The sequence below is a fragment of the Halalkalibaculum sp. DA3122 genome (assembly GCF_043951865.1).
In the GTDB taxonomy this organism is placed as follows: domain Bacteria; phylum Bacteroidota; class Rhodothermia; order Balneolales; family Balneolaceae; genus JAMQKA01.
The window spans coordinates 24,438-49,392 of sequence record NZ_JBINJF010000002.1 but is presented as its reverse complement, the minus strand read 5'-3'; the positions used below and the strand labels follow the sequence as shown (position 1 = coordinate 49,392).

General features: G+C 50.2%; 24 protein-coding genes. 5 read left to right on the top strand and 19 right to left on the bottom strand.

Annotation, left to right across the window (positions count from 1 at the left end; genetic code table 11):
- Positions 1-68 precede the first annotated feature (68 nt).
- The 3 genes from ACG2F4_RS02005 (at position 69) to ACG2F4_RS01995 (ending at position 2,860) form a co-directional block, all read left to right on the top strand.
- Positions 69-872: a hypothetical protein gene (locus ACG2F4_RS02005; protein ID WP_395257781.1), complete on the top strand. Its 804-nt coding sequence runs from the start codon at positions 69-71 to the stop codon at positions 870-872.
- A 12-nt stretch (positions 873-884) separates the two neighbouring features.
- Positions 885-1,382 (top strand): hypothetical protein, encoded by a 498-nt coding sequence (locus ACG2F4_RS02000; RefSeq protein WP_395257779.1) that lies wholly within the window; start codon positions 885-887, stop codon positions 1,380-1,382.
- Between the two features lie 365 nt (positions 1,383-1,747).
- Positions 1,748-2,860 carry a VWA domain-containing protein gene (locus ACG2F4_RS01995; RefSeq protein ID WP_395257778.1) on the top strand — a complete coding sequence of 371 codons (1,113 nt, stop codon included), beginning with the start codon at positions 1,748-1,750 and terminating at the stop codon, positions 2,858-2,860.
- 152 nt (positions 2,861-3,012) lie between these two features.
- Here the strand turns inward: ACG2F4_RS01995 and ACG2F4_RS01990 are convergent, their stop codons facing one another.
- The 15 genes from ACG2F4_RS01990 to ACG2F4_RS01920 all read right to left on the bottom strand — a co-directional run bounded on the left by ACG2F4_RS01990 (position 3,013) and on the right by ACG2F4_RS01920 (position 19,459).
- The gene (locus tag ACG2F4_RS01990) at positions 3,013-3,561 is read right to left on the bottom strand and encodes an OmpH family outer membrane protein (RefSeq protein ID WP_395257776.1); all 549 of its coding nucleotides are present in this window, start codon (positions 3,559-3,561) and stop codon (positions 3,013-3,015) included.
- Positions 3,562-3,591: 30 nt separating this feature from the next.
- On the bottom strand, positions 3,592-4,125 hold the full coding sequence (locus ACG2F4_RS01985; protein WP_395257774.1) for an OmpH family outer membrane protein: 534 nt from the start codon (positions 4,123-4,125) through the stop codon (positions 3,592-3,594).
- A gap of 54 nt (positions 4,126-4,179) precedes the next feature.
- Complete coding sequence (locus tag ACG2F4_RS01980; RefSeq protein WP_395257772.1) at positions 4,180-4,746, bottom strand: OmpH family outer membrane protein; 567 nt, start codon at positions 4,744-4,746, stop codon at positions 4,180-4,182.
- Between the two features lie 5 nt (positions 4,747-4,751).
- Positions 4,752-7,241, bottom strand: a complete 2,490-nt coding sequence (bamA, locus tag ACG2F4_RS01975) for an outer membrane protein assembly factor BamA (RefSeq protein ID WP_395257770.1) — start codon at positions 7,239-7,241, stop codon at positions 4,752-4,754.
- 46 nt (positions 7,242-7,287) lie between these two features.
- Complete coding sequence (locus tag ACG2F4_RS01970) at positions 7,288-8,109, bottom strand: isoprenyl transferase (protein ID WP_395257768.1); 822 nt, start codon at positions 8,107-8,109, stop codon at positions 7,288-7,290.
- A gap of 65 nt (positions 8,110-8,174) precedes the next feature.
- Positions 8,175-8,651, bottom strand: coding sequence for a 6,7-dimethyl-8-ribityllumazine synthase (ribH, locus tag ACG2F4_RS01965; protein WP_395257766.1), 477 nt, complete (start codon positions 8,649-8,651; stop codon positions 8,175-8,177).
- Between the two features lie 11 nt (positions 8,652-8,662).
- Positions 8,663-9,502: a PHP domain-containing protein gene (locus tag ACG2F4_RS01960; protein ID WP_395257764.1), complete on the bottom strand. Its 840-nt coding sequence runs from the start codon at positions 9,500-9,502 to the stop codon at positions 8,663-8,665.
- Between the two features lie 3 nt (positions 9,503-9,505).
- The gene (locus tag ACG2F4_RS01955; RefSeq protein WP_395257762.1) at positions 9,506-11,161 is read right to left on the bottom strand and encodes a S41 family peptidase; all 1,656 of its coding nucleotides are present in this window, start codon (positions 11,159-11,161) and stop codon (positions 9,506-9,508) included.
- A gap of 28 nt (positions 11,162-11,189) precedes the next feature.
- The gene (locus ACG2F4_RS01950) at positions 11,190-13,175 is read right to left on the bottom strand and encodes a LysM peptidoglycan-binding domain-containing protein (protein WP_395257760.1); all 1,986 of its coding nucleotides are present in this window, start codon (positions 13,173-13,175) and stop codon (positions 11,190-11,192) included.
- 270 nt (positions 13,176-13,445) lie between these two features.
- Positions 13,446-15,125, bottom strand: a complete 1,680-nt coding sequence (locus tag ACG2F4_RS01945; protein WP_395257758.1) for an NAD+ synthase — start codon at positions 15,123-15,125, stop codon at positions 13,446-13,448.
- A 243-nt stretch (positions 15,126-15,368) separates the two neighbouring features.
- Positions 15,369-15,851: an NUDIX domain-containing protein gene (locus ACG2F4_RS01940; protein ID WP_395258171.1), complete on the bottom strand. Its 483-nt coding sequence runs from the start codon at positions 15,849-15,851 to the stop codon at positions 15,369-15,371.
- A gap of 1 nt (position 15,852) precedes the next feature.
- On the bottom strand, positions 15,853-17,505 hold the full coding sequence (locus ACG2F4_RS01935; RefSeq protein WP_395257756.1) for a CTP synthase: 1,653 nt from the start codon (positions 17,503-17,505) through the stop codon (positions 15,853-15,855).
- Positions 17,506-17,923: 418 nt separating this feature from the next.
- Entirely contained in the window at positions 17,924-18,703 is a 780-nt protein-coding gene (locus ACG2F4_RS01930; protein ID WP_395257754.1) for a glycerophosphodiester phosphodiesterase, read from the bottom strand.
- Between the two features lie 79 nt (positions 18,704-18,782).
- Entirely contained in the window at positions 18,783-19,109 is a 327-nt protein-coding gene (locus ACG2F4_RS01925) for a hypothetical protein (protein ID WP_395257752.1), read from the bottom strand.
- A gap of 2 nt (positions 19,110-19,111) precedes the next feature.
- Complete coding sequence (locus tag ACG2F4_RS01920; RefSeq protein WP_395257750.1) at positions 19,112-19,459, bottom strand: hypothetical protein; 348 nt, start codon at positions 19,457-19,459, stop codon at positions 19,112-19,114.
- A 132-nt stretch (positions 19,460-19,591) separates the two neighbouring features.
- On the opposite strand from ACG2F4_RS01920, the gene rlmB reads away from it, so the two are divergent.
- Positions 19,592-20,338 carry a 23S rRNA (guanosine(2251)-2'-O)-methyltransferase RlmB gene (rlmB, locus tag ACG2F4_RS01915; protein ID WP_395257748.1) on the top strand — a complete coding sequence of 249 codons (747 nt, stop codon included), beginning with the start codon at positions 19,592-19,594 and terminating at the stop codon, positions 20,336-20,338.
- 405 nt (positions 20,339-20,743) lie between these two features.
- Here rlmB and ACG2F4_RS01910 read toward each other — a convergent pair whose 3' ends face one another.
- The 4 genes from ACG2F4_RS01910 to ACG2F4_RS01895 form a co-directional block, all read right to left on the bottom strand.
- Positions 20,744-21,559 (bottom strand): NYN domain-containing protein, encoded by an 816-nt coding sequence (locus ACG2F4_RS01910; RefSeq protein WP_395257746.1) that lies wholly within the window; start codon positions 21,557-21,559, stop codon positions 20,744-20,746.
- Between the two features lie 108 nt (positions 21,560-21,667).
- Positions 21,668-23,140, bottom strand: coding sequence for a lipopolysaccharide biosynthesis protein (locus tag ACG2F4_RS01905; RefSeq protein ID WP_395257744.1), 1,473 nt, complete (start codon positions 23,138-23,140; stop codon positions 21,668-21,670).
- 208 nt (positions 23,141-23,348) lie between these two features.
- Positions 23,349-23,780: a type II 3-dehydroquinate dehydratase gene (locus ACG2F4_RS01900; RefSeq protein WP_395257742.1), complete on the bottom strand. Its 432-nt coding sequence runs from the start codon at positions 23,778-23,780 to the stop codon at positions 23,349-23,351.
- Positions 23,777-24,175 carry an HIT family protein gene (locus tag ACG2F4_RS01895; RefSeq protein WP_395257740.1) on the bottom strand — a complete coding sequence of 133 codons (399 nt, stop codon included), beginning with the start codon at positions 24,173-24,175 and terminating at the stop codon, positions 23,777-23,779. The genes ACG2F4_RS01900 and ACG2F4_RS01895 overlap by 4 nt, the downstream gene beginning before the upstream one ends.
- Positions 24,176-24,399: 224 nt before the next feature.
- Between ACG2F4_RS01895 and ACG2F4_RS01890 the strand changes: the two genes are divergently transcribed.
- On the top strand, positions 24,400-24,936 hold the full coding sequence (locus ACG2F4_RS01890) for a DinB family protein (RefSeq protein ID WP_395257738.1): 537 nt from the start codon (positions 24,400-24,402) through the stop codon (positions 24,934-24,936).
- Positions 24,937-24,955 lie beyond the last annotated feature (19 nt).

Below are 24,955 nucleotides of genomic sequence, written 5' to 3'. Positions count from 1 at the left end.
TACTGTCCATTTGAAAGTGTATTAGCAGTAGAAACAAGAAAAGTAAAATCAAAAATCATCTGCAAGCCATGAACAGCGCAAGAACAACCCGCTTTATCATATCCATTCTGACTATCTGCGTTCTCAGCACGTGCGACGGCCTGCTGGACAGTACCAACTCCCGGCTGGATACTATTCACTGGCGGGAGGGACCTGAAATTGTACCGGCACCCGAGGATTCACTCTCTGCAGAACAGCAGCAGGCCTACCGACAGGATGCTGAAAAACTGGCTATTCGATATGTTAACAATTCCGATTCAACCGAAACAGCCATACCCAGCCCGTTGATTGACAGGATCTATAATGGACTTGTACATGTGGCTGCCTCCGGGCATCCCAAAGCGAATGAGGTTACCGAAGATTATCAAATCCATGCTCAGATGCCCTCCCATCCGCGCCAGGTGGTAGTTCATGTGGATACAACCGCACCGTGGATCGGTGCCTGGAAAAATGGTGCGCCGGATACCGGCAATGAACAGATCGATATGCTGATGGAGGAATATAATCTTGAGCCAGTCAGCTACCAGGCAGTGGAATCCACTCCCAATGCAGAAGTAAAACTTCAGTCCGACAAGGCGATCAATGTATTTGCCGTGGGCAGGCAGTTCCAAACGCTGGATTACATCGTCAATGCCGGTTCAGAAGGCATAACGGACGGCAATGAAATTGATGTCCTGTTTTTCAGCAATCACCTGCGTTACTACTACACACTCGGATTTGGCGACTGTCCCTCCGGGTGCATAAATTCCCATGTGTGGGTATTTGACGTCTACAGCGACGGAACGGTTCAGTTTGTGGGAGAGGAGGGCGATCCCCTTGAAAATATTAATTAAACGGAGCTACCGATGAAACGATTTATTACCGGCGTGCTGATCCTCTGCACATACGCACTCTTTGCCGGTTGCGGGAACACGCTTTCCCCTTTCAACTCCGGATCGGCAGATAAACTGTGCTTCAGCTCATTTGAGAGCAAAGCCGATACCTCCGGCTGGCAAAGCTTCGCTGCTTTTAACATAAGAAATGAGACCCCACCAGCCGGGGGAGAAAAATCGGTCTATATTGCAGGAGGATGCCTCTACCCGCACGCGTTACTGGAGATACCGGGTATTGGCAAAAGCCTGGAGGTGGAGCTCCGCCTGTGGGGTAAAACCCTTGTCAACGGGGGGAACGTGGTGCTAACAAATACCGGCACGGGAAAACGTATTTCAGTGACCGTCACCGATTCTTCATGGACCGAATACCAGTCCGCCGGCAAGCTTGCCGTGAACAAAAACGACCGACTGGAACTTTCCATGAGTTCCGGGGGGGATCATCCCGGGCGGTATGCTGGTCGACCGGGTTGAAATTGCCGTAACAAAGTAAATATTCCCGATCTCGCTTCACGCGGCTTTATTCCCAACAATATTCAGGCATCTGCTTCTCCTTTCTAATTCAGGCTCAGGCGGTAACTGTCGTTGAAGTTCTCCATCTGGTTGTAAATATTACATATCAAAACCGCCGGTATTGAATGTTTTAGGCTGTTCACTGGTTAACATATACGCAGTAGACTTTGTAAAACCGTTATTTTGTCCAATCTCGGAATTTATGCAGATTATAAATCCCTATAATAGGATATAAACTGCGGTTCTGAATTAACTCATGCGTTGATCCCGGACAAAATTACTGGTTCTGAAACCTTCGACAAACCTAACCCAGATCGCAACTATTTATGTATTTCAAGTACCAACAGTGGGACGAACGTTTCAGTCGTGGAACAGGCAAATCCCCTTTCGATACGTTGTGGGATCTATTCCAGGAGCTGCTAACGATTGCCAGTGGCGATGTGGCGCAGGCCATGCGGTGGCTGACCGAACTGGACAAAGAATACGGGCTTACCGACCAGTTTGAGGAGGGCTACGGCATTGCTGATTTCATGGATGAGATGAAGGAACGCGGATATATTCGGGAGGATGAGAATCAGCAGACGATGATCATAACCCGGAAAACGGAACGCAGCCTGCGGCAGCGCTCGCTCGAGGAGATTTTCAATAATCTGAAAAAAGGCAGTTTTGGCGGTCACAAAACCAATTACACCGGCACAGGGCGCGAACGACAGCCCGAAACCCGCCCCTGGCAGCAGGGGGATGACGTGAGCAATATCGACAGCGTGGGCACCATGATGAACATGCTGAAGCACAGTTCCATCGACCAGGTCAACCTGCATGAAGATGACCTGCGGGTCCATGATACCGACCACTACAGCTCGGCCGCAACGGTATTACTTATCGATTTGAGCCACTCAATGGTGCTTTACGGGGAAGACCGCATCACCCCGGCAAAGAAGGTGGCGATGGCGCTCTCAGAGCTTATTATGAGAAACTACTCCAAAGACTCACTGGACATTGTCGCATTCGGCAATGAAGCCTGGGAGGTCAGTATTGAAGACCTGCCCTACCTGGAGGTCGGACCCTACCATACCAACACCAAGCAGGCCTTGGAGCTGGCCCGTCATATCCTGCACCGCCGGAAATTTACCAACAAGCAGGTATTCATGATCACAGATGGCAAACCCTCCTGTATCATTGAAAACGGGCAAATATACAAGAACAGCTACGGTCTCGACCGAAAAATTGTCAATAAAGTGCTTGATGAGGCGGTGAAGTGCCGCCGGGACGATATCACCATTACCACGTTTATGATTGCCCGTGATCCCTACCTGCAGGATTTTGTCCGCGAGCTGACGGAGGCTAATAAAGGGCGCGCCTATTTCTCCTCTCTCGACAACCTTGGAGAATATATCTTTGAAGACTATATCAAAAACCGGAAGCGCCGGATGAAGTAACATTTTGGAACCGGTTCAATCCACTGGCACTTTTGTCTAAGAGACTTTGCAAAACCGTTGTTTTATAGAAGAGCCCTCGTCTAAAAAAGTGAAGCCCTGAACGCAATATTCAGGGCTTCACTTTTCAACTGTTTTTCAATGCCGTAATCAGCTTAAATGCCTAGCTGCTGCATAACTGAATCGGTGATATCATAATTTTCACGGGCCGAAGGAGAAGCGTACAGTATAATCACATCCCCGTTACTCGTGGTGGTATTCAGTACATAGGTGAGGTCCCGTTCTTCAGCAACCGTATTGATAGCCTCTTCAATCTGCTGCAGCAGCGGACCTACAAGCTCTTGCTGTTTCTGTTGAATCTCCTGTTGAAGCTGTGTTTGGAACTGCTGCAGTTCAGCCTGCATTTGTCCAAGTCGTTCTTCTTCCTTTTGCTTAGCTTCTTCGGAAATGACCGCCGATTTCTGCTGATAGGCGGTAACCTGTTCCTGGAAATTGGTCTGCTTATCCTGCAGCTCCTGGCGTTTCCGATCCGCAAAATTTTGAAGGCGCTGTTGCACCGCCTTCATTTCCGGCATTTTGCTGAGGATAGCCTGCGGGTCAACATAGCCTATTGAAAGATTATCCTGGGCCTGTGCGCTTTGCGTGAGCGCCATCCCCGAAAATGCCAGACAAAAAACTAATACTGTAAGTACTCGCTTAACCATAATTTCTTGCTCTTTTAATATGATTCTAAATTAATTTGATTCGCTATTCATACGATCCAGAACCTGTTGGGTAACATTTAGCTTCTGATCGGCTGAATAATAGATAATAGTTTCACCCATGCCGGTTGCCTCATTCAATACAAAATCAAGATTATTAGCCTCAGCAGTGGCGGCAATTGCCTGATCCATCCGGTTGTAAATGGGGGCCATCAGTTCCGAACGGCGCTGTTGCACCTGCTGCTGGATGCTTTGCTGCATCTCCATCAGCTCCTGCTCCCGGGTTGCCAGCTCTTCTTCCCTTTTTTGCTGTTCCTGTTCCGACATCGAGGCCGCATTCTGCTGGTAGGTGCTTACCGCCTGCTGAAAGGCCGTACTCTCCTGCTCCAGCTCGGATCGTTTTTCCTGGATAAAAGAGTTTAGCTGCTGTTCAATATCGGCCCGTTCGGGAAGCTGACTGAGCACCTCCTGTGGATTCATGTAGCCGATACTCAGATCCTGGCCTACGGCTGTAAGTGTAAATGCGAATAAAAGGACAAAAGCTGTAGCAAGTAGCTTTCTAAACATAAATGTAAAGGGTTTACAGATTATAATGGCGTGTGATTATACTAACTATTTTTCTTAATTGCTCGTCTGATTTGCGCCGGTGTTGATATCCAGTTCCATCAGCACTTCATCATTCAGATTCCATTCCTGCCTGAAATAGAGCATGCTTGTATCTGCCGCCCGGTCGAATACGAAATCATAACCATTACGTTCCGCGACGACGTTTATTGCCCTAAAGACCCTGCGCTGTATCGGTTCCAGCAGTACTTTTTGTTGTTGAAAGTATTCACCTTCGGCCCCAAACTTCTCTTCACGGTACTGCTGGCGTTCCTGTATCCGCCGGCGAATTTCCTGCTGCCGCTGGTTACGAACCTCTTCAGTAAATAGTATTTCCCTGTCGGAAAAATCCTGTTTTAACTGCTCGATCTCATTCTGCATCTGTTCCAGTTCCTTCTTCCATTTTTGGCTCAGGGTACGCAGTTTTTGATCAATACCTTTGTATTCGGGCATCTGCTGCAGGATAGTGTCCGTGTTAACATACCCGATCTTCTGCTCCTGAGCCTCGGCAACTGTACCCACCGACAGGCAGCCGACAACCGCCAGGCAGAGCAGCTTCCAGTTATGTGACGTTAAGCATTTCATCTTTATCAGAATGGCGTTCCGATATTAAACAAGAACTCCCATTCGCCTGCCTCGATCGGGGGATTGGTACCCGGCAGTCCATCCAGGCGATAGCCGTAACTCAAGTCAACCAGTCCCAAAATGGGGAGAAATATCCGTACCCCCACTCCAGTTGCCCGTTTCAGATCAAACGGGGCAAAATCCTCGATATTCAGGTATGCATTTCCGGCATCACTAAACAGGTATGGGATCACCTGGACCTGGTCTTCCTGCACAGCAGGATATCTCAATTCCAGGGAATATTTGCTGTAAAGTCGGCCACCGACCTCTTGCCCGTCAATACGTGGGGTGATTGACCCGTTATTTCCGCCGGGAAACCCGCGCAGATCAATGTTGTCATTGATAAAGCTCTGTCGCTGCTGCATCTGTGTTCCCCCCAGCATAAATCGCTGGAAGTTGCTGCGCTGCCCGGAACCCAGGTATCCCAGGTATCCGTACTCAATCGTATTGGTAAAGACCAGCTTTCCGGCAAGCGCCGTGTGGTTCTGATACGATGTTTTAAGCTTGTAGAATTGGGCAAATGACGGCAGCGGCGGGGCTACCTCGGCAGAGAACAACAACTTTGACCCGGAAGTGGGTGATATCGGATTGTTCAGCGAATTTCGTTCTATCTGCTGGGTAATACTCAAAATGCTGGAAGTCCCCTCGGCAAGAAACGATGCGCCACCGGCCACATCATAGAGTTGGTACGAAAGGACCGTTCGGCGGGTGAAATAATCGTCCGGCCACTTCAGGCGTTTACCGAGCGAGACGCTTCCGGAAAAAAGCTCATTTCTCAGGTCGCTGTTCCGGTACTTGATCAGGTTGTAATTGAAGTTGACGCCCAGCGAGAGGGGTTCGCCACCGAGCCACGGCTCCTGGAATCCAAAACTGTAGCTTTGATAACCGCCACCGGTGACCTGCACCCCAAGTGACAATTTCTGGCCGTCGCCCGAGGGGATCGGGTTAAACCCTTCTCCGCGCAGCGCCCGCCCCATTGAAAAGTTGTTGAAATTGAGCCGCGCCGAAAGAATCAGTCCGATCCCACGTCCGCCAAAACCCCCGGAAAACTCAAAATTGTCGGTACTCTGCGACTCATCCAGCTCATAATTGATATCGACCGTCTTGTCCTGGTAATTGGGTTGGGGGACGGGATTTATATTTTCTGACTGGAAATAACCCAGGGTCCCAAGCTCGCGGACTGTACGCACAATCGCCTGGCGGCTGTATGTTTCTCCCGGAATAGTCCGCAGGGTGCGGCGCACCACATCGTCATGGGTTTTGGTATTACCACTGAACGAAACCTCATTGATGGTGGCAATTTCATCCTCAACAATATTCATATGGATATCGAGTGAATCTTCGGCGACCACATCAATCTGGGGCTGTACATCAAAAAACAGGTACCCGATATTGTGGTAGAGGCTGGTGACGTCGGTATTTCCCTGGGTAAACTGCAGGTTCTCCTGGAATTTTGTCTCGTTAAACACCTCTCCTTTCTGGAAACCCAGTGCCTGTGTCAGGCGCTCATCGGTATACACCGTATTGCCTTCCCACGTGATATTCCGCACTTTGTACTGGGGACCCTCACTGACCTTGATCCAGACCCCGACTCCTTCCTTGTCATCCTTGTAGTTGTAGGTGAAAACCGAGTCTTCCACGATGTAGAAATCACGGAACCCGTTCTCCCGGTAAAAGGTCCGCAAGTTGGTTTTGGCCTCCTCGTAGTCTTCCTGCTTAAACAGCTTTTTTGAAAAAATCTTCCACCATCGATCCTCCTGGATCGTATCCAGTGTTTTCCGGAGCTTCTTCTCGTCGTAGTTTTCATTGCCTTCAAACCGGATATCCTTGATCTCAAGCCGTTCACCCGGGTCAATATCGAAATACATGGTCACCCGGTTTCGCACCGTATCCGCAGTACTCGTGGAGATATCAACTTCGGTAAACCAGTGTCCCTTCTCCTTATAGAAGTTTTTAATCGTATTAACAGCCTGTGTTTTGGCCGATTGGGTCACGGCAAAACCGGAGAGTAGATTCAGGCGTTCCCGAAGATCATTCCGCTCTGACCGCTTCACACCGCGTATTTCATAATCAGAAAGGCGCGGCTGCTCCACCACCTTTATCTGCAGGTGTATCCCATCGGCGGTAGTTCCCGTCTGGTTAATTTCAATATCAGAAAACAACCCGGTCCTGTTCAGGCGCCTCATCGCCTGGGAGATATCTTCACCCGGGATGGTGATGGTCGATCCCACCTCAAGGCCGCTGGTACTTTCAATAAACGAAGGACGAACAGTATTCACCCCTTCCACCGAAAGGCTCAGTATTTCATATTGACTGGGGGTCGCCTCCAACGGGTTGCTTATTTCAATATCAAGCGTGTCGCTGCCTGTATCCTGTGCGTAAGCGGCCGTTGTGAAAACGAAAAATGCTAGTGGAAATAAAAACAGTAAAGCTTTGGTAAGTAAGCGTTGAACCACAATTTTCTTTGATCGCTGATTAGACTTCTGAATTAAGTTGAGTGTACTAAACGTAGGAACCGGCCTTTTTCTTTTGTGATTTATTTCCTTCCAGTGTTCCGAATCTCCGTTCACGGCTCTGGTAGGACTTAATGGCTTTATAGAGCTCGTTTCGGCGGAAATCCGGCCAGTAAGTTTCTGTAATATACAGCTCGGAATAAGCCAGTTGCCAAAGCAAAAAGTTGCTTATGCGGTATTCTCCGCTGGTCCGGATGATAAGATCGGGATCCGGTATTTCAGCTGTCGACAGGTGTGAACTAATTAGATCGTCATCAATATCTTCGGGATCGACCTTCCCCTCCTTAACCTCCTGGGCCAGCTTTTTTACGGCCTCGGTGATATCCCACCGGCCTGAATAACTGAGCGCAAGGCACAGGTGGAGCCTGGTATTGTCGGACGTTAACTCGGCTGCTTCCTTGAGTTCATCCTGGCATCTTTGGGGAAACCGTTCAATTTGCCCGATCGTGGCCAGCTTAATATTGTTTTTATGGAGGTTTTCGGCCTCTTTTCTGAGTGAGTTAACCAGCAAACGCATCAGCGCATTGACCTCTGCTTTGGGCCGCCCCCAGTTTTCAGTGGAAAAGGCGTAGAGTGTCAGGTATTCAACTCCCATCTGCGCACACGCTTCGGTAATGTCGCGTACGGAGTCAACCCCTGCCTTATGGCCATAGGCGCGTATATTGCCCTTGCTTTTGGCCCATCGACCGTTCCCATCCATGATGATGGCTACATGCCGGGGGATCTCCCCGGAAGCAACAAGATCCTGCTGCTTTTGCTTATCCACAACATCCTGTTCTGTATCTGTAAGCTGAATCGGTTTCAATGACATCCTAATGAGTTATTTAAAAGCTCATTATATTAGTGCTTTATCCTCGGTTATTCAAGCATCATAACTTATAAGCTCTCAATTTGTTGTGTTATGGAAAGCATCTCCAGTACGGCCAGGGCTGCTTCCGTTCCCTTATTCCCTTTCGGGGATTCCGCGTCGGCCCGTTTCGTTGCCTGTTCAACGGTATCTGTGGTGAGAATCCCGAACCCCACCGGCTTGCCGGATGAGAGATTAAGATCTGCAAGTCCCCTGGTTACCGCCTCACAAACATAATCAAAATGGGGGGTGTCCCCGCGAATAACCGCCCCGATGGCAATTACGCCATCCACTTTTGTGAGCATCTTTTTTACCGTCAGCGGTATTTCAAAAGAACCGGGACAACGCGCCACCACAAGTTGGTCTTCCGCCAGGCCCTTGCTGCGCAGCAGGTCCAGCGCCCCCGCCAACATCTTGTCGGTTACAAACGAATTCCACTGTGCTGCTACAATACCTATTTTCCAGGTGCTATCCGTTATATCTGCTTCAATCTGTTGAACTGGCATCTATCTACTTTTTAAACTGATATTTTTTTTCGCTGCCGGGTCATCTGCTTGAGTTTTTCAACCTGTGCCAGGCTGGTCGTGATAACGCCAAAATTACGCAGGTAACCCTCCCCGTCGCCGTGATAATCGCTTCCGCCGGTCATAAGCAAATTGTGCTGTTCGGCCATCTCCCGGTATTTTTTCTGCTGATCGTAGTTGTGGCTGGAATGAACAACCTCCAGGCCGTCAAGACCCGCATCAATCCATTGCTCAATCTCTTCCCGGGAGTACAGCACGCCCGGATGCGCCAGGATGGTGGCCCCTCCGGCCCCCTTGATCCGTTCAACTGCCTCTTCGTGCGATACGTAATAGCTCTGGATAGGTCCCAGCGCGTGATTGCCCAGATACCGGATAAACGCCTCCTTGGCACTGCCTACATAGCCTTTTTTGACGAGTACCGACGCCACATGCGGACGCCCCACATTTCCACCGGCAGCTTCGGCTCGCACCTCATTTTTGTCGATATCCAGCCCCTGCTGGGTTAACTGGCCGACGATCCACTCGATACGATCGAGGCGGGCTTTCTTGTGATGGGCCAGCAGCTGCAGGAAGTCGGGATCTTCCGGGTCAAAACAATAGGCAAGCAGGTGACTTTCCCGGCTGTTAAAATCGCAGGTGAGTTCTACGCCCGGAAGGACCTCCACCCCGATCCTCTCTCCGGCTTCAGACGCCGGAAAATAACCGTCAATCGTATCGTGATCGGTTATGGCGATCACCTCCAGCCCGTTTTCACTAGCCAACGCGGGGACCTCTTCGGGAGATAACCGGCCATCGGAGGCGGTAGTATGGATATGTAAATCTGCCTTACCCAAAAACTATTGGTTGATTGCCAGTATTTGTCGGTAACGATTGGCGTTGTGTATTACTTCGATCCCTCTTTCCACAAACGGATCAAACTGAACGGACGCTTCGTACTTTCCGCTTTGCCCCCGGTAACGAGAGATAAGCTCCAGATAGAGAATCTGTTTAATCTCCTCCTTTTGCTCCTGCAAATTTTCCTGCTTTTCATTGTCAAGGGCCTGCTCCAGCTGACTCAAGCTTTGGCCAACGGCATTGCTGGCATCCAAACTGGCAAAGTGTTCCTCCACTTTTTCCAGATGTTGTTCCGTTCTTGTCTCATAACTGAAATCGTTTTCGTCCAGGTAAGCCTCGAACTCCTCAAAAATGGAGTCGGGAATGGTTTGTGCGTCCAGCGATTTGTGATTGGCTGCATACTTGTTGGCAAAAAAGAAAAAGTGGCTGTTTTGGTACAGGGCCGTTTCAAGCAGGGTGGGGGCATCTTCCCTGACCTCAAGGTCAGGAGCAATCCCCTGGCCGTCGTACACCGTTCGGCCATTCCGGGTCTGAAATGCTTTTCGGGCAGAGTCCGGCATGTTGATCTGGGAGTTATTTTCATCATGGGTGTAGGTTACCGACTGAATACTGCGGCCGCTCGGGATATAATATTTTGCTGTTGTAATCTTTAACGCGCTGTTGTAGGAAAGGGGCCTCACTACCTGCACCAGCCCTTTGCCAAAACTCTGTTCACCGATAATTACCGCCCGGTCCAGGTCTTGCAGCGCCCCCGCCACAATCTCAGAAGCGCTGGCGCTTCCGCCGTTCTGCAGAACTACCAGCGGCAATTTCTCCACCATTGCGGGTTCTTCGGTTCTGTATGTGCTGTTATGTTCGCTCAGGCGTCCCCGCGTTTCCACCACCTTGACGCCCGGCTCCAAAAATTTGTCAACCGTGGAGACAGCCTCATTCAACAGCCCCCCGGGATTGTTCCGCAGGTCCAGGATAAGCCCTTTGAGATCGGCCCTATCCTGCAACTCGGTTATCGCCGTTCGGACCTCTTCGGCAGTATTTTGTGAAAACCGGCTTAACAATATATACCCCACATCGTTACTGCTCCCCACCAGGCCGCTGTAGGCCACATTTTTTACATCAATCCGCTCTCGTGTGAGCTCAAAATTGAGCAGCTGATCACTGCCATAGCGCTCTATCGTCAGCGAGACGGTAGATCCAGGTTCGCCAAGCGTCATATTCTGAACTTCCTCGGCAGATAAATTCTCTACCGAAATGCCGTTAACCTTGACAATGACATCGCCGGTACGGATACCCTTGCGATGGGCGGGGTACCCTTCCATCGGGGCGATTACCACTATTTTGTTACTTCTAAATCCAACTTCAAGTCCTACCCCGCCATAATTTCCGCGGGTAATGATATCAAGTTCCTGGTTCTGGGCCTCGTCGATAAATACAGTATAGGGATCCAGCGATTCCAGCATCGCGTCGACCCCTTTGCGCATCAGCTTTTCGGGATTCACCTCATCTACATAATTGAGGGACACCTCGCGGAATACCTCACTGAAAATGGTGAAATTCTTTTTTATCTGGAAGTAAACATCAGGTAACCTTGCCGCACCGGCCACCATCAGAAAAAGGACAAGGGAGCCGGCAACAGCCGTAATTTTTGCTTTTTTACTCATTAAACCACACTACTCGTTGTTTCTAACTCTATTTAATGCGAAGAGTCTGCCCCACGTAGATCTGCGATCCCTGTATATTGTTGAGCTGCCTGATTTGGGACACAGACACTCCAAATGAATTCGCTATCTCTATTAACGTATCGTTTTGACGTACCGTATACACCGTAGACCCAGAACTGGAACCTGAATTTGAACTGGAGCCTTCAGCAGAGGCGTACAGCTGGGTCACATCTTTGCCTGAACGCTGCTCTCGTTCAATGCTCTGCTTCTTATCAAACGGCATTTCGTTGACCTGCCGGTAATAGTTTTCCTTGCTTTCAGGAACATAAACGGTCAGCGTTTGTCCCGGGTGGATATAATTTGAAATTCCGTTCCATCCCCGGATCTGCCAGGCGCGCACATCATACCACTCGGCAATATGGCCCACGGTATCCCCCTTTTTGACCTTGTAACTAACTGCGGTGGTGTTGGCCGGTGCCTTTGCCCGAGATCGCGTGTTCGAAGCGCTGCTGCTGCGCGGCTGATGGGTCGGGCGATTCACCGCCAGCTTCTCGTTGCTGCCCGGCGCAAGGGGAACAACCAGTTTTTGCCCCGGATAAATAACATTCGAAAGGTTGTCATTGGTCTCGTACAACGCGCGGACCGATGTGCCATACTTGCGGGCGATATGTCCCAGCGTTTCGCCCCGCTGTACCGTGTGCATAGCGATGTTTCGGTTGCGATCTTCCCTTGGGATATTCTCATAGTTTTCCTGGAACTCCTCTTTCGTACCAACGGGCAGTTTCAGCGAATATCTGCTCCCCGGGGGAGTAGCCCAACGCAGCAGTTCAGGGTTGTATTCCTTGAGCTCCTCGGTTGTTATCGAGGCCGCTTTTGCCAGCTGATCCAGCGGCATCAAGGGATCTACCTCAACCGTCTCGTAATCGTATTCGCTTTCGCCATATTCCGTCTGGAATCCAAATTCGACGGGATTGTGAGCGACCATCGTGGCAGCGATAAAGCCGGGCACATATCCGCGGGTTTCGCGCGGCAGATAGTCATAAGCAGCCCAGTAATCCTCAATGCCGCCGCCAGCCCGAATTGCCCGTTTCAAACCGCGTGGACTAATATTATAATTGGCCATCGCCAGGTGCCAGTCGCCCCAGATATTATACAGGTCTACCAGGTGACGGGCCGCCGCACGCGTTGCCTTCTCCGGATCTCGTCGTTCATCCACCCAAAAGTTGACCTCCAAACCATACATGGAGCCCGTCGCCCGGATAAACTGCCACATCCCCACTGCGGATGCCCAGCTCCGTGCCCGCGGATTCAGCCCGCTTTCAATCATCGAAAGGTGAATCAGCTCTTCCGGCGCGCCCTCTTCCCTGAAGATCCGTCTCATCATGGGAAAATACTTTTCCGAACGCTGAAGCCATTTCTCCATCACTTCGGGGCGCCGCATGGTGTAATACATAAGGTGACGGTTCACCTGCCGGTTCTGTACCAGCGGTACATCCGTTTCATTTACCGTTATATTTTCCGGCAGCACGTATCCCTCTTTCATCCAGTCATTGTTTTCAGCAAAAAGTTCTTCCTGGATTTCAAAAATTTCCCCTTCAACCTCCCTGGAAGAGTCTTCAATACCGTAAAACTCGCGGTACTCGGTCATCACCGACCGGTAAAGTTCGTTAAACCGCTTGTCCGACTGCACCTCCGGGAATTCATCCAGCAACGACTGGATGGAGGAGAGGGCGTTGTTAATATTTTTTTCGGTGTTGACAGGATCGTTATTGATCTGTGCTTCTATCGCGTTCACATGCAGACGGTAGATACCCGCAATCCGGTTCATTATTTCCTTCTGGAACTCGTCAAGCTCCCTTGCTTCCGGTTCCCCTGCATCGCCAAAATCCATTTCCACAGGTTGCAACGGATTGTTGTAGGGAAGTAGCTTTTTACCGATCGGCACCTCCTCCAACTCCACCTCCGAATCCCGGTTCTGGGCCTCAGCCGTAAAAACAGTTGCTGTTAGAAACATAATTAGGATACACAGATATCGCTTTTGCATGCCGTACCGATTTAATCTTTTAAGGATAGATTTGATATCAAATTAGGTGAAAATTTAATAAATCCGAATTAAAATTAAACATATCCTCCCTAATTCCACAACCTTATGTACACCGGCAATTCGAATTTGCGGGATAAATCACCGCGGGGGTCCCGGGATGAAGAACTTCAGCTCGTGCAGAGTAACCTGCAAGTTGTTCTGTTTCCCGATTTTAAATTTGGGCAGAAGATCCGGGGAACACTACTGGTGTTTCGTCCATTGCTGTACGATAGGCCAGCGCCGCCCGCTGCCAAACGCCTTGGGCGATACTTTTAAACCCGGTGTGGCCTGGAATCGTTTGAACTCGTTGTTGTCGACCATTTTTATAAGTCGTTTTACGAGGTCGTAATCAAAACCTTGTTCCGCGATGCGTTCGGCCGACTCCTGCTTTTCAATATAGCTGTACAGAATGGGATCCAGCACCTCATAGGGCGGCAGGCTGTCAGAGTCTTTTTGACCGGGCCGAAGTTCTGCCGTCGGCGGCTTGTCGATGACAGACTGCGGAATCACATTCCTCCCGTAATAATGCTCGTTCAGCCAGCGGGCCATATCATATACTTCGGTTTTGTACAGGTCGTTCAGCACTCCCAGTCCCCCGTTCATATCTCCATAAAGCGTACAGTAGCCGGTGGCCATCTCCGACTTATTCCCGGTATTGAGCAGCATATACCCGAACTTGTTGGCAACTGCCATAAGCAGCATGCCCCTGATCCTGCTTTGCAGGTTTTCCTCGGCCACCCCAAAGGAAGTACCCCTGAACAACGGTTCCAGCGTATCCTCATATTGCTCGTAAATATCTTTAATGGCCAGCTGATGAAACCCGATTCCCAGGTTTTCTGCCAGCCGTTCGGAGTCACTGATGCTGCCTTCAGACGAAAACTCCGAGGGCATGGTAATGCCGATTACATTGCCTGGCTTAAGCGCCTCGGCTGCGATACAGGCCACAAGCGTGGAATCGATACCGCCGCTGAGTCCGAGAATAACCTTTTCGGCAATGCCGGTCTTTCTCAGGTAGTCCTTCAGACCCAGTGACAGGCCTTTGAAAACACCTTCTGACTTCTCCGGTATTTCAGCAGGGGGCTGCCCAATATTTACAAGTGAATCGTTTTCGACATCCCACGCCGTATCCACGTAACACTCTTCAAAAAGGGGGGCCCGGGCCACCATATTTGCCTGGCTGTCGACCGCCATCGAATCCCCGTCAAAAACAAGCTCGGTGTTGGCCCCGACCTGGTTGCAGTAAAACAGCGGTCGCTGCAGGTTCCGGGCGTGATCCTGCAACATCCGCTGCCTGCTCTGCGGTTTGGTTTTAGTAAAGGGCGAAGCGGATATATTGATGATCGCCTGCGCCCCCCGTTCAGCCAGCTCTTCGGCCGGATTCAACCGGTAGGTGTGGTACTGGATGTCATTTTCATTGTACCATATATCCTCGCAGATGGTAATCCCCAGCCTGATTCCATCAATTTCAATACATTCAAAATGATCGTTCGGTTCAAAATAGCGCAGCTCGTCAAATACATCGTAGGTGGGCAGGAGCGTTTTGTGGACCTGTGCCAGCTTCTTTCCGTTTCGGGCAACCAGGGCGGTATTGCAACACTGCCGGCCAAACCGCAAGCCCCTGTTTGGGGTTATACTGCCAAATACAAGTGCCGTGCTTACCGTGGTGGCTTTAATAATCCTTTCGTTGGCAGCATAAACTGAATTGCGGAAGGCCGCCCGTTCCAGCAGATCCATGGGCGGATATCCACAGACCGTCATCTCCGGCAGGACCAACAGGTCTATTCCATCCGATACAGCTTCTTCCAGGGCTTGGAGTATTGAGCGTACATTCTGTTCCAGGTCACCAATAGTCTGGTTTAACTGTTGAAGACGTATTTTCATGATTGCGGCAACTCCAGGGGCGTCAGTTCACATTAGTTTTACAATTCCATTTAACTTGCAAAAGGACTTTGCCAAACCGTTTTTTGCCCAGTTTCGGCATATTCCCAGGTTTCGGGCTCCTTATCTACTATGGGATAAAAATATTACGTAAGAATTACTGGTACGTAAAAACCGAGAATGGGAAAAACGACAAATTCACGGAATCCAATGTATAACAATGATCCAAGAGATGAAATACGGATTTCAGCGATGCTCCGGCGAATAGCTTATGCCCTCCTTGCCGGCTCGCTGCTCAGCCGCAAAATCGGTTCGTATATAGTCCGGGGCAATCGGTTCAGAGTAGGATTCCAACTCTTCAACCGGTATAAACCGGAGTTCTTCCATAATTTGACCGCTGTCGGAATGTTCGGGATCGCTGCCAAGTGATGGTTCCCCACCCATGCCGGTAACATCAAAATAGAACTCAAGGGCATGAAAAGGGGGAGCCACCAGTTCATTGACGTGCCGCAGGGAGCCGACCTCTATCTGGAGTCCTGTTTCTTCCCGAAATTCTCTTACCAATCCCTCTTCCGCGGTTTCTCCGAACTTCACACCGCCGCCCGGCGGCAACCAGACGGTACGGCCGGTTACAGGAGAACGCATCCTGATCATAAGGAGAGCCTCATCCCGGATCAGCAGGCCGCTGACCCGAACACGAATTCGTCCTTTATAGGGCGAGCCGGGCATGTCAGCCAACCACAACCTCTTCTTTGTTGACAGGACTCGTTAAATCATTCTGCCTGGCATATTCCAGGCTTGCCTTTACAAAATCCACAAAAAGGGGCTGTGGATTGTTGACCGTGCTGGTCAACTCCGGGTGGAACTGAACACCGATAAACCAGGGATGTTCCTGCAGTTCAATAATCTCCACGAGATCCCGATGTGGGTTTACGCCCGAGAGCTTCATCCCCTCTTCGATCAACCGGTACCGCAGGTTATTGTTGACCTCGTAACGGTGGCGATGGCGTTCCTGTACAAAATCGGTGCCGTATGCCTGGTGGGTTTTGGTACCCTCCTTAATCTTGCAATCGTACAGGCCCAGCCGCATAGTTCCCCCCTTGTCTTCAATCTCCTTCTGCTCCGGCATGAGATCGATGATCGGGTGTTCACAGTCCTCGTCAAACTCCGTACTGTTGGCATCCTCCCAGCCACAGACATTCCGGGCAAACTCAATGACAGCGCACTGCATTCCCAGGCAAATACCAAAGAAGGGAACTCCATTTTCACGGGCGTACCTTATCGCCGACAGCTTGCCGTCGATTCCCCGGCCTCCAAAACCAGGGGCTACAAGGATCCCCGATACTTCCTCCAGCTTCTTGGCAATATTGTTGTCGTTCAGGTCATCCGATTGTATCCATACAATATCGACATGGCAGTCGTTAACGGCTCCGCTGTGAATAAAAGCTTCTACAATAGATTTATAGGCATCCCGGTGTTCAACATACTTCCCGACCAGGGCGATCTTTATCTCAGTAGAAGGATTGCGCACCGCCTCAACAAAGCCGATCCACCGATCCAGCTCCGGCTCCTTCCTTTCGAGCGAAAGCTTGTCGATAACCCGGGCGTCAAGTCCCTCTTTCTGCATCAGCAGCGGTACTTCGTAGATGCTCGGGGCGTCGATCGATTCAATCACATCTTCGACCTCCACATTACAAAATTGAGCAATTTTTCGACGAATACTCTGGTCAAGATGATGTTCCGTGCGGGCGACAATAATATCTGGCTGGAGTCCGCTTTCCGAGAGCGTCTTGACTGAATGCTGGGTCGGCTTTGTTTTCAGTTCCCGTGCCGCAGACAGGTAGGGCACCAGCGTCAGGTGAATGGCCAGCGTGTTTTGGCGACCCACATCGTACCGGAGCTGGCGTACTGCTTCAATGTAGGGCAGACTTTCGATATCGCCAACGGTACCGCCAATTTCGGCGATGACCACATCATAGTCGCCCGATTCCCCCAGCTGCAGCACGTGCGATTTGATCTCATCCGTAATATGGGGAATGACCTGCACCGTTTTACCCAGGTAAGCCCCCTGGCGCTCCTTGTTGATTACATCGTAGTAGATACGGCCGGTTGTCACGTTATTTTCCTGGGAGGTCTTGATATCCAGGAACCGCTCGTAATGCCCCAGGTCGAGATCTGTTTCCGCGCCGTCATCGGTCACAAAAACTTCTCCGTGCTCATAGGGATTCATCGTCCCGGGATCCACATTGATGTAGGGATCCAGCTTTTGAATGGTCACTTTCAGTCCCCGGGCCACAAGAAGTCGTCCGAGCGAAGCGCAGATGATACCTTTGCCTAATGAGGATGTAACACCGCCGGTGATGAAAATATATTTCGTTGCCATTATGTGCTGAAGGTTGAGTTGAGGGTTAAGGAAAAATAGAACCTTTCGGCTCACCATTCAAACCGTTATAAACTTTTTTTGGATTTCGTAAGTGCCATGGCGATCGATGGTGTAATTAGCATTTGGTAACGGTCCAATAGAAATGATGACGGGCAGACCGTACCGGGCTTCCCTGCATTATATTGCCCTCATCAGCCGGCATTCTCCTGCTACAGGCTGCAACACCTTGGAACATCTACGCTCAAAAGGGCTATAATGTCAATGTAGATGATAGATCGGGTTCATTACCCAGTAAAAGATATGGTTAACCTAAGGGGGGACAGGCCCTGACAAGTACTGTCCCCCATTTTTTCTTCACGGGAAAAGGGTCAATCGTTCTCTTCTCTAAAGAATATCCATCAAGAGAGGAAGGTCCGTATTACTTGTTCACATTCTCCGCCACCTTCCGAAGCAGGTCGGGCTTATCCGAAAAGATACCCGTCACCCCCATTTTCACCAGTTTTTTCATTCTCTGCTGCTGGTTCACGGTATATACAAACACCGGTATATTGTGCAGCCGGATGTCCAGTAACCGCTTGCGATTCAGCTGCTTGTAACTACAGTTAAAGGCATCAGCAGAGTAATCGGCCACCAGCTGCGAGGGCAGTCGCTTGTTGGAGGTCTGGCTGTTATACAAAAGAGCCGCCGGCATGGTTGGTTCCAGCGCTTTTATGTGTGCTATCGCCCGGTAGTCAAAGCTGGAAAAAAGGACGTGGTCTTCCATCCCGTACTTCCTGACCAGCTCAAGTGATTTCTCCTCTACGCCCCCTCTTTCCTGATCCGTGACAGCCTCGGTCTTGATCTCAATATTCACGGCAATCCTGTCTCTGGCAAACTGAAGAACCTCCTCCAGGGTGGGTATTTTCTCACCGGCAAATTCCGCGCCGAACCATGAACCGGCATCCAGCTCTCTTAACTCTTCCAGGGAATAATCAGCCAGTTCCCCCTCCCCGTTGGTATGGTCTGCAAGTGTTGCATCATGAAAAACGACCGGCACCCCGTCGCTGCTCATCATCACATCAATTTCGATCATCTCCGCTCCCATCTCAACTGCTCCCCGGAACGCCGGCATGGTATTTTCGGGAAAATAGGCACTGGCCCCGCGGTGGGCGATGACGATAAAGTTATCTCCGTTGTCGCTATAAAGAGTGGGAAGCATATAGGGGAAAGATTCAGATTCCTGGGCAGATAGAGCAGGGGATATTGCAGCAAATACTGTTAAAAACACACAGACGGGTCTAATCATGCTTTTGTGTTTGTAAATATTCTATGAGTGACCGAATTTGTCGTTTCTGGTAGAAAATGAGAACTACGTTAATTCCAAAAACTACTGCAATAATGATAAAAAAAGTTTGACTTAGCTGTGTTAAGTCAAAGTAAAAAGAGTAGCCAAAAAGGAGTATAGCAGCCACGTTTATGAGCAGGTGGAACCATTTGTTGCGATCTCTTTTCTCCAGCAGGGTGATCTTTTGATCGATCGGCAGCTCCGTCTGATTTTTTTTGAGATGAATATTCAAATACGATTCGTACTTCTGCTTCTGCTCGTCAGGGATCTCCTGCTCCATAGTCAGTTCTGGGCGTTCATAATTCGGCGGGTGGCCTCGCGCAGCAGTTCTTCCGCATTGCCATCTTTGTGAATAATATTATACAACAGGAACACTCCGATCATGCAGCCGAGGCTTCCCAGCAAACACATAAAGTTCGAGAACCAAAGCGGTTCCATGAGCCCCGCAACCGATGCGAACACAACACCAACACCAAGCACGATCTCCAGGATTGAGGCGATAAAGATCAATGTTGTCGGCGCCTGGCTCCGATTAAACAGGTTCAACAACCTGGAGGATTGGTTCGGCTGCATTAAATCCGATGAATCCGAAGAAAGAAAATGTCCCTTGTTTTTATGTTCTAAGTCCATGACGTTATTCCTTATTTTAAAGAGGTAGGGAAGTCCTTTGCAACGATAATCTACTTTTTTAAATCACCGTTTTCCTATTCCCATATATAAGTTAACCGAATTAGATAATTTTTCAATCTGTTTATTAATAATATGCCTGAAACCGATGAAAACATTTACATTTACGGCCGGAACCCCGTAAAGGAGGCGCTTGAACATGAGCCCGAGCGCATAGAAAAAATATTTGTGCGAGATTCTGTCAAAGATCAGGATATTGACTCCATTTTTAGTCTCTCTTCTAATAACCGTATTCCGATTTCCCACGTTCCGGGATCCCGGTTGCACAACCTCGTGGGATCGGTCAACGACCAGGGGGTTGTAGCCTTAATGAGCGCGATTGAGTACCATGAATTCGGTCCCTGGCTGGACACGCTCGACCTCGCTGCCTACCCGGGCATTCTTTTGCTGGACGGGCTGGAAGATCCACACAATGTGGGAGCCATTCTCCGCACGGCCGCAGCCGCGGGTATTGATGCGGTACTGGTTCCCAAACACCGGCAGGCCCCGATCAACGCCACAGTGTTTAAAACATCCGCCGGCACGGCAGGGCGCATTCCCACCGTAAGAGTGGGCAACCTGAACCAGGCGATCCTAAAACTGAAGGAGGCCGGCTTTTGGATTGGGGGGCTAGACCAGGAAGGTGAAACGCAACTATGGGACCTCCAGGTTGATCGGCCACTGGCGTTTGTGATCGGCAGTGAAAGCAGCGGCATCCGCCAGAAGACGCTGGAACACTGCGACTATACCTTTGCCATCCCGATGCATAACCGGGTTGAATCGCTGAATGCATCGGTCAGTGCCGCCCTGCTGAGCTACGAATGGAGAAGAAAAAAGGGATGACGCCCTCGATCCGTCAAAAGAAAACGGGCGGATACTGATCTCACCCGGAATAACACAACGCCCCTGGAGTCCGTCCCCTCCGGCCGAAACCGTTGTGGCCGGCAACAAATGGGCTGAGCTCTCCAGACCGCTAGCCCGCATTTCTCACGATAATTTTTGATAAAATTATGTACCCTCATGATCGGCAGTATCTTACATCATATTTTACAGACCATTGTATGTAACAGGGTGTAACGTGCCGCGAGATTTGCCCTCCAGCTGCATTAAAGAGGAAATCGCCTGCTCAACGTGCGAAGGTACGTCTGCGCGGCCATTTTCCCTTCGCCTTGCTGAAGAACAAATTTCTTGGTGGGAAATGCAGGCTAGTTCCTCCCGGCCAGCTCCTGAACGGGCCTATAAAAAAGATCAAGGGGCGGAAACCAGGACTATATTTTCTGCCACGAGCCCCTTGTCGCTCTCGGCCAGGTCAAACTCAAAGATCAGGTCGCGACTGGGCAGAAAACTGGTATCAAAATTCTCTTCAAATTGCGAGATATGGGCAAACACGGTCTTGTATGGCGATCCCTTGAACCGGGAATCGGTAATCCACAAATGCTCATTGAAGCTGGTCAGGTAGCGCATAAACCCGTACCCATCGTTGTGCGAAAAGTCGTAACACACCCCCCGAACCCGGGAACCGACACGCCCCCATTCATAAGGCGATTCTATTGGCAGAAGACCCGGTACTAGGTACCCTGAAATATACATGTCCGCCTCCCTTTTCAGCGGACTGGCAATCGCGTCGAAACCTATAATCTCAACCCGGCACCCTTTCTGCTGCACTGCGCGCACCAGGCGCACGAAGCTGGCCTTGTTCGTGAGTAGTACAACCTTGTCCAGCTCGTCGGCCTGCTGCAGGATGTCGACCGTCATGTCTACATCTACCGCAGAATTAATGTTGCTTTCTCCATCAGACTGACTTTCATTCCGGACAAGCGGTTTTTCGATCACTTTATATTCGTAGTCGCGCAGCACCTCGGCAAACCGGGTCGCCTTATCGCGGTAAGAGCTGTCCTGCTTGGCCCGTTTGGCATCATAAATCTGGTACACGTTCAACCGGGCCGGGTACTCTCCGCCCCGGGTCGCAAATTTACGAAGAATCTCATACCGAAGACCGAAGCCACCATTTTGCGAAACATTTGCTGCATCAACATAGACGCCAACTTGTTCTGTTTTTCCCATAATACTTTTGAAACCTGATATTCTTTAAGAAATAATTTTGGCAACAGGTCTCGCTGCTACACCTGGTTATCCAACCTGTCAAAGATAGCGGGATTACTCCTTCTCAATTCACGAAATAGCTGCTGCACCCTTCCGATAACTGAGCAATCCCAACAGAAAGGTGCCTATCAATAACAACAGGATATTGGCTGTCCATTCCGATCCCGCCCATTGAATCATCGCAGGTTGCATAACCAGGCAAAGAGCCGCAACGGCGATCATTAACCCCGCACGGCCGAGCTCATAGGATACGGGGTAGACCTTTGTACTGCGATGATAAAGAAGGAGGGCCATCGCAGCATAGCTCAAAAGGGTGGCTGTTGCTGAGCCGAGCATGCCGTAAAAAGGAATCAAGACCAGGTTGGCGCATACGGTGATGGCGGCCCCTGCCAGCGTAATTTTGGGCAAAATCCGGGTTTCCTCCTCGATAAAAATTCCTGCCGAAAAATTCATATACCAGCCGTGGAACCAATACGCCCCCAGCAGCAGCGGCACGATATGGAGGCCCATCCAGTATTCTTTCCCGATAATGTAGGCGTTCAGGACCGGGATTTCTATCTGTACGATCTCCTCGACAAAAAGGGCTACAGACAAAAACAGGATACCCGCTGCGACATTAAAATATCGAAATACATCCCGAAACAGGGCGGGAGCCTGCGCATCATCGGAGTGGCGCATAAAAAAGGGCTGCCACGCCATCCGGAACATCTGGACAAGCAGCAGCATGAATACGGCCAGCTTGTAGCAGGCATTGTATACCCCGACGACAGCCTCCGGTGTATAGCCGGTCCCGTAAAGAGCGGTCACCGCATCAGGTGAAAGATAATTGTTCAGAAAAAAGCGATCGAGCATCTCATTAATGGCATACCCGACTCCGGCGGGAATAAAGGGGAGGCCAAACTTCAGCGCCTTCCGAAATACCGGGTGCGACCAGCTACCGCTGAGCATGTCGGCCGTCAAAAGCCAAAGCACTAGCGTTGTTGCCCCCGAAGCCACTACATTTGCCCAGAACACAGCCTCAATACCCCAGCCCAGCGACAGAATCAGGAAAAAGTTGAGGCCGAGATTTATCAATACATTCCCGGTCCGCAGAGTGGCAAACAGCCAGGAGCGGCGGACCAGCCGCAGCTCGGCAAACGGTACGATAGAAAGAGTATCGAACCACAGGATGCCGATCATCATCAGGTAGATCGTTTCCGTGCCGGCATCCAGGCTCATCAACGGCATCAGCCATGGGGAGAGCAGCCAGAGCAGGAACGCCAGTATCGTGGCGATGCCCAACAGGCCCAGCTGCAGGGTTTTAAATACGTCTCGGGCCTTGTCGCGATCTTTGGCATACCGCAGGTAGGCCGATTCCATCCCAAAGGTGAAAATAACATTCAAAAAAGCGATCGCCGCATAAATCAGTCCCACTACGCCATACTGGGCAGGCCGAAACACATCCGTGTGGAACGGTACCAGCAGATAGTTGATAAAACGGGCCAGCACACTGCTGATGCCGTACACCAGGGTATCGGACAGGAGTTCTTTAAGCTTCTTCAAGAATATTTTTGTTATCGTTTATTCTTCAGTGGAATCGCCTGTTTTCGGTGATCACGGCTACCCTTTCATGAGATTAATACCGCAATACTGCTCACCCCTCACATTACAAGAGTTCCTGCAAATGATGCTAATTTATGCACGCGGTGCACTCCTTTACCAAACTCAGCAAAGTTTGTGATAAGAGGCCGGCAACTGGCTCAAATTCAACTCATCTATTTAACAGCTGTTCTACCGCCTGGATACCCAAAACGTAGCTCTGTTTTCCAAAGCCGGCAATAATCCCCGTTGAGACAGCACCGGTCAACGTTTTATGGCGGAACGCCTCCCGGGCGTGGATGTTGGAGAGATGGACTTCAACGACAGGAATCGTCAGCAGTTCAAGTGCATCCCGTATCGCAACAGAAGTATGGGTGTAAGCTCCAAAATTGGCCACCAATCCTTCATGGTCGCCGCTGACCAGCTCCTGTATTGCGCTTACAATCGCTCCCTCCCCGTTACTCTGGAAAAAGGTAAGTTCATGCTCCGGGAATCTCTCCACGAGCATCGTCTCGATTTCTTTCAGTGTTGAGGCCCCGTACTGTTCAGGGTCGCGACTTCCCAGCATATTCAGATTTGGACCGTTGAGGATAAACAGCTTCATATTTTTACCTCGGCGCTGATCTTTTTGGCCAGCTCTTTCATCTCGTTTTCCGTCACCTCCACGTTGTGCCCCAGCGCCATCACCTGTCGCGTTTTATACAAGGGAACCAGGTGAAGGTGCGCGTGCGGAACCTCCAGGCCCTGCACGATAATCCCGGTCCGAAACGGTTCGAGGGCGCGGTCGATCGCTCCCGCTATCCCCCGGGCAAAATCCATGGTGCTGTGATACAGCTCATCCGGCAGGTCAAAGAAATAATCGATCTCTTTTTTAGGCACAATCAGGGTATGTCCCCGGGCAATGGGATTAATATCCAGGAACGCAATATGCTCTTCATTTTCTGCAATCTTGTGACAGGGAATTTCTCCCTCGATAATCTTGGTAAAAATAGTAGACATAAGATACCTCTGAATTCTATTTCTGGTTTGTTCTATTATATCGTTTTAAACCTATATTTTCAGGGATTTGATGAAATGATTGAATATGAGTGCCTGACTCCCTCTGTAACGCGGTATGTGCAGATTTACTTCAACCCCCCTCTGAAAATCCATTTGGAACGGGAAGAACTGTTTTGCATATTCTGCTTACGCGTACCACTCATCATTAACCAGGGACCACTGCCATGAAAAAAACACTCACCACTCTGTTTGCAGCCGTTGTGCTCGTATTTTCCGGGTATCCGGCTTCTGCCCAGGAAAGCTCCGAAAACAATTTCAAACAGCAGTTTATCGGCCAGTTTGACTACAGCTCCCGCGTGCTTGAACTCGCAAAGGCGATGCCCGCCGAGCATTACGACTGGCGGCCGATGGAAGGAGTTAGTTCGGTAGGCGAAGTATACCGGCATATTGCCGGAGCCAACTTCTCCATGCTACAGGGAGCTCTCGACATACCCGCGCCCGACGGTGTGGACATGGAAAATATTAGTTCCATGACCGGGAAAGAAGAAATTGTATCCCTACTCGAACAATCCATACAGCATGTCAAGGAATCCGTACAGAACATGCCGGATGCCAAGCTGAGGGAACAAACCGAAATTTATGGTCGATCTACCGATGGGCAGGGCGTGTTGGTCATGCTGCTCAGCCATATGAGCGAACATGTCGGCCAATCTATCGCCTATGCCCGGATGAACGAAGTGGTTCCGCCATGGAGCCAGTAGCACCATTGACCGGGACCGG

Coding starts and splice junctions, on each gene's coding strand:
- ACG2F4_RS02005 (WP_395257781.1), top strand. CDS start 69: ATGAACAGCGCAAGAACAACCCGCTTTATCATATCCATTCTGACTATC.
- ACG2F4_RS02000 (WP_395257779.1), top strand. CDS start 885: ATGAAACGATTTATTACCGGCGTGCTGATCCTCTGCACATACGCACTC.
- ACG2F4_RS01995 (WP_395257778.1), top strand. CDS start 1,748: ATGTATTTCAAGTACCAACAGTGGGACGAACGTTTCAGTCGTGGAACA.
- ACG2F4_RS01990 (WP_395257776.1), bottom strand. CDS start 3,561: ATGGTTAAGCGAGTACTTACAGTATTAGTTTTTTGTCTGGCATTTTCG.
- ACG2F4_RS01985 (WP_395257774.1), bottom strand. CDS start 4,125: ATGTTTAGAAAGCTACTTGCTACAGCTTTTGTCCTTTTATTCGCATTT.
- ACG2F4_RS01980 (WP_395257772.1), bottom strand. CDS start 4,746: ATGAAATGCTTAACGTCACATAACTGGAAGCTGCTCTGCCTGGCGGTT.
- ACG2F4_RS01970 (WP_395257768.1), bottom strand. CDS start 8,109: ATGTCATTGAAACCGATTCAGCTTACAGATACAGAACAGGATGTTGTG.
- ribH (WP_395257766.1), bottom strand. CDS start 8,651: ATGCCAGTTCAACAGATTGAAGCAGATATAACGGATAGCACCTGGAAA.
- ACG2F4_RS01955 (WP_395257762.1), bottom strand. CDS start 11,161: ATGAGTAAAAAAGCAAAAATTACGGCTGTTGCCGGCTCCCTTGTCCTT.
- ACG2F4_RS01950 (WP_395257760.1), bottom strand. CDS start 13,175: ATGTTTCTAACAGCAACTGTTTTTACGGCTGAGGCCCAGAACCGGGAT.
- ACG2F4_RS01945 (WP_395257758.1), bottom strand. CDS start 15,125: ATGAAAATACGTCTTCAACAGTTAAACCAGACTATTGGTGACCTGGAA.
- ACG2F4_RS01940 (WP_395258171.1), bottom strand. CDS start 15,851: ATGCCCGGCTCGCCCTATAAAGGACGAATTCGTGTTCGGGTCAGCGGC.
- ACG2F4_RS01935 (WP_395257756.1), bottom strand. CDS start 17,505: ATGGCAACGAAATATATTTTCATCACCGGCGGTGTTACATCCTCATTA.
- ACG2F4_RS01930 (WP_395257754.1), bottom strand. CDS start 18,703: ATGCTTCCCACTCTTTATAGCGACAACGGAGATAACTTTATCGTCATC.
- ACG2F4_RS01925 (WP_395257752.1), bottom strand. CDS start 19,109: ATGGAGCAGGAGATCCCTGACGAGCAGAAGCAGAAGTACGAATCGTAT.
- ACG2F4_RS01920 (WP_395257750.1), bottom strand. CDS start 19,459: ATGGACTTAGAACATAAAAACAAGGGACATTTTCTTTCTTCGGATTCA.
- rlmB (WP_395257748.1), top strand. CDS start 19,592: ATGCCTGAAACCGATGAAAACATTTACATTTACGGCCGGAACCCCGTA.
- ACG2F4_RS01910 (WP_395257746.1), bottom strand. CDS start 21,559: ATGGGAAAAACAGAACAAGTTGGCGTCTATGTTGATGCAGCAAATGTT.
- ACG2F4_RS01900 (WP_395257742.1), bottom strand. CDS start 23,780: ATGAAGCTGTTTATCCTCAACGGTCCAAATCTGAATATGCTGGGAAGT.
- ACG2F4_RS01895 (WP_395257740.1), bottom strand. CDS start 24,175: ATGTCTACTATTTTTACCAAGATTATCGAGGGAGAAATTCCCTGTCAC.
- ACG2F4_RS01890 (WP_395257738.1), top strand. CDS start 24,400: ATGAAAAAAACACTCACCACTCTGTTTGCAGCCGTTGTGCTCGTATTT.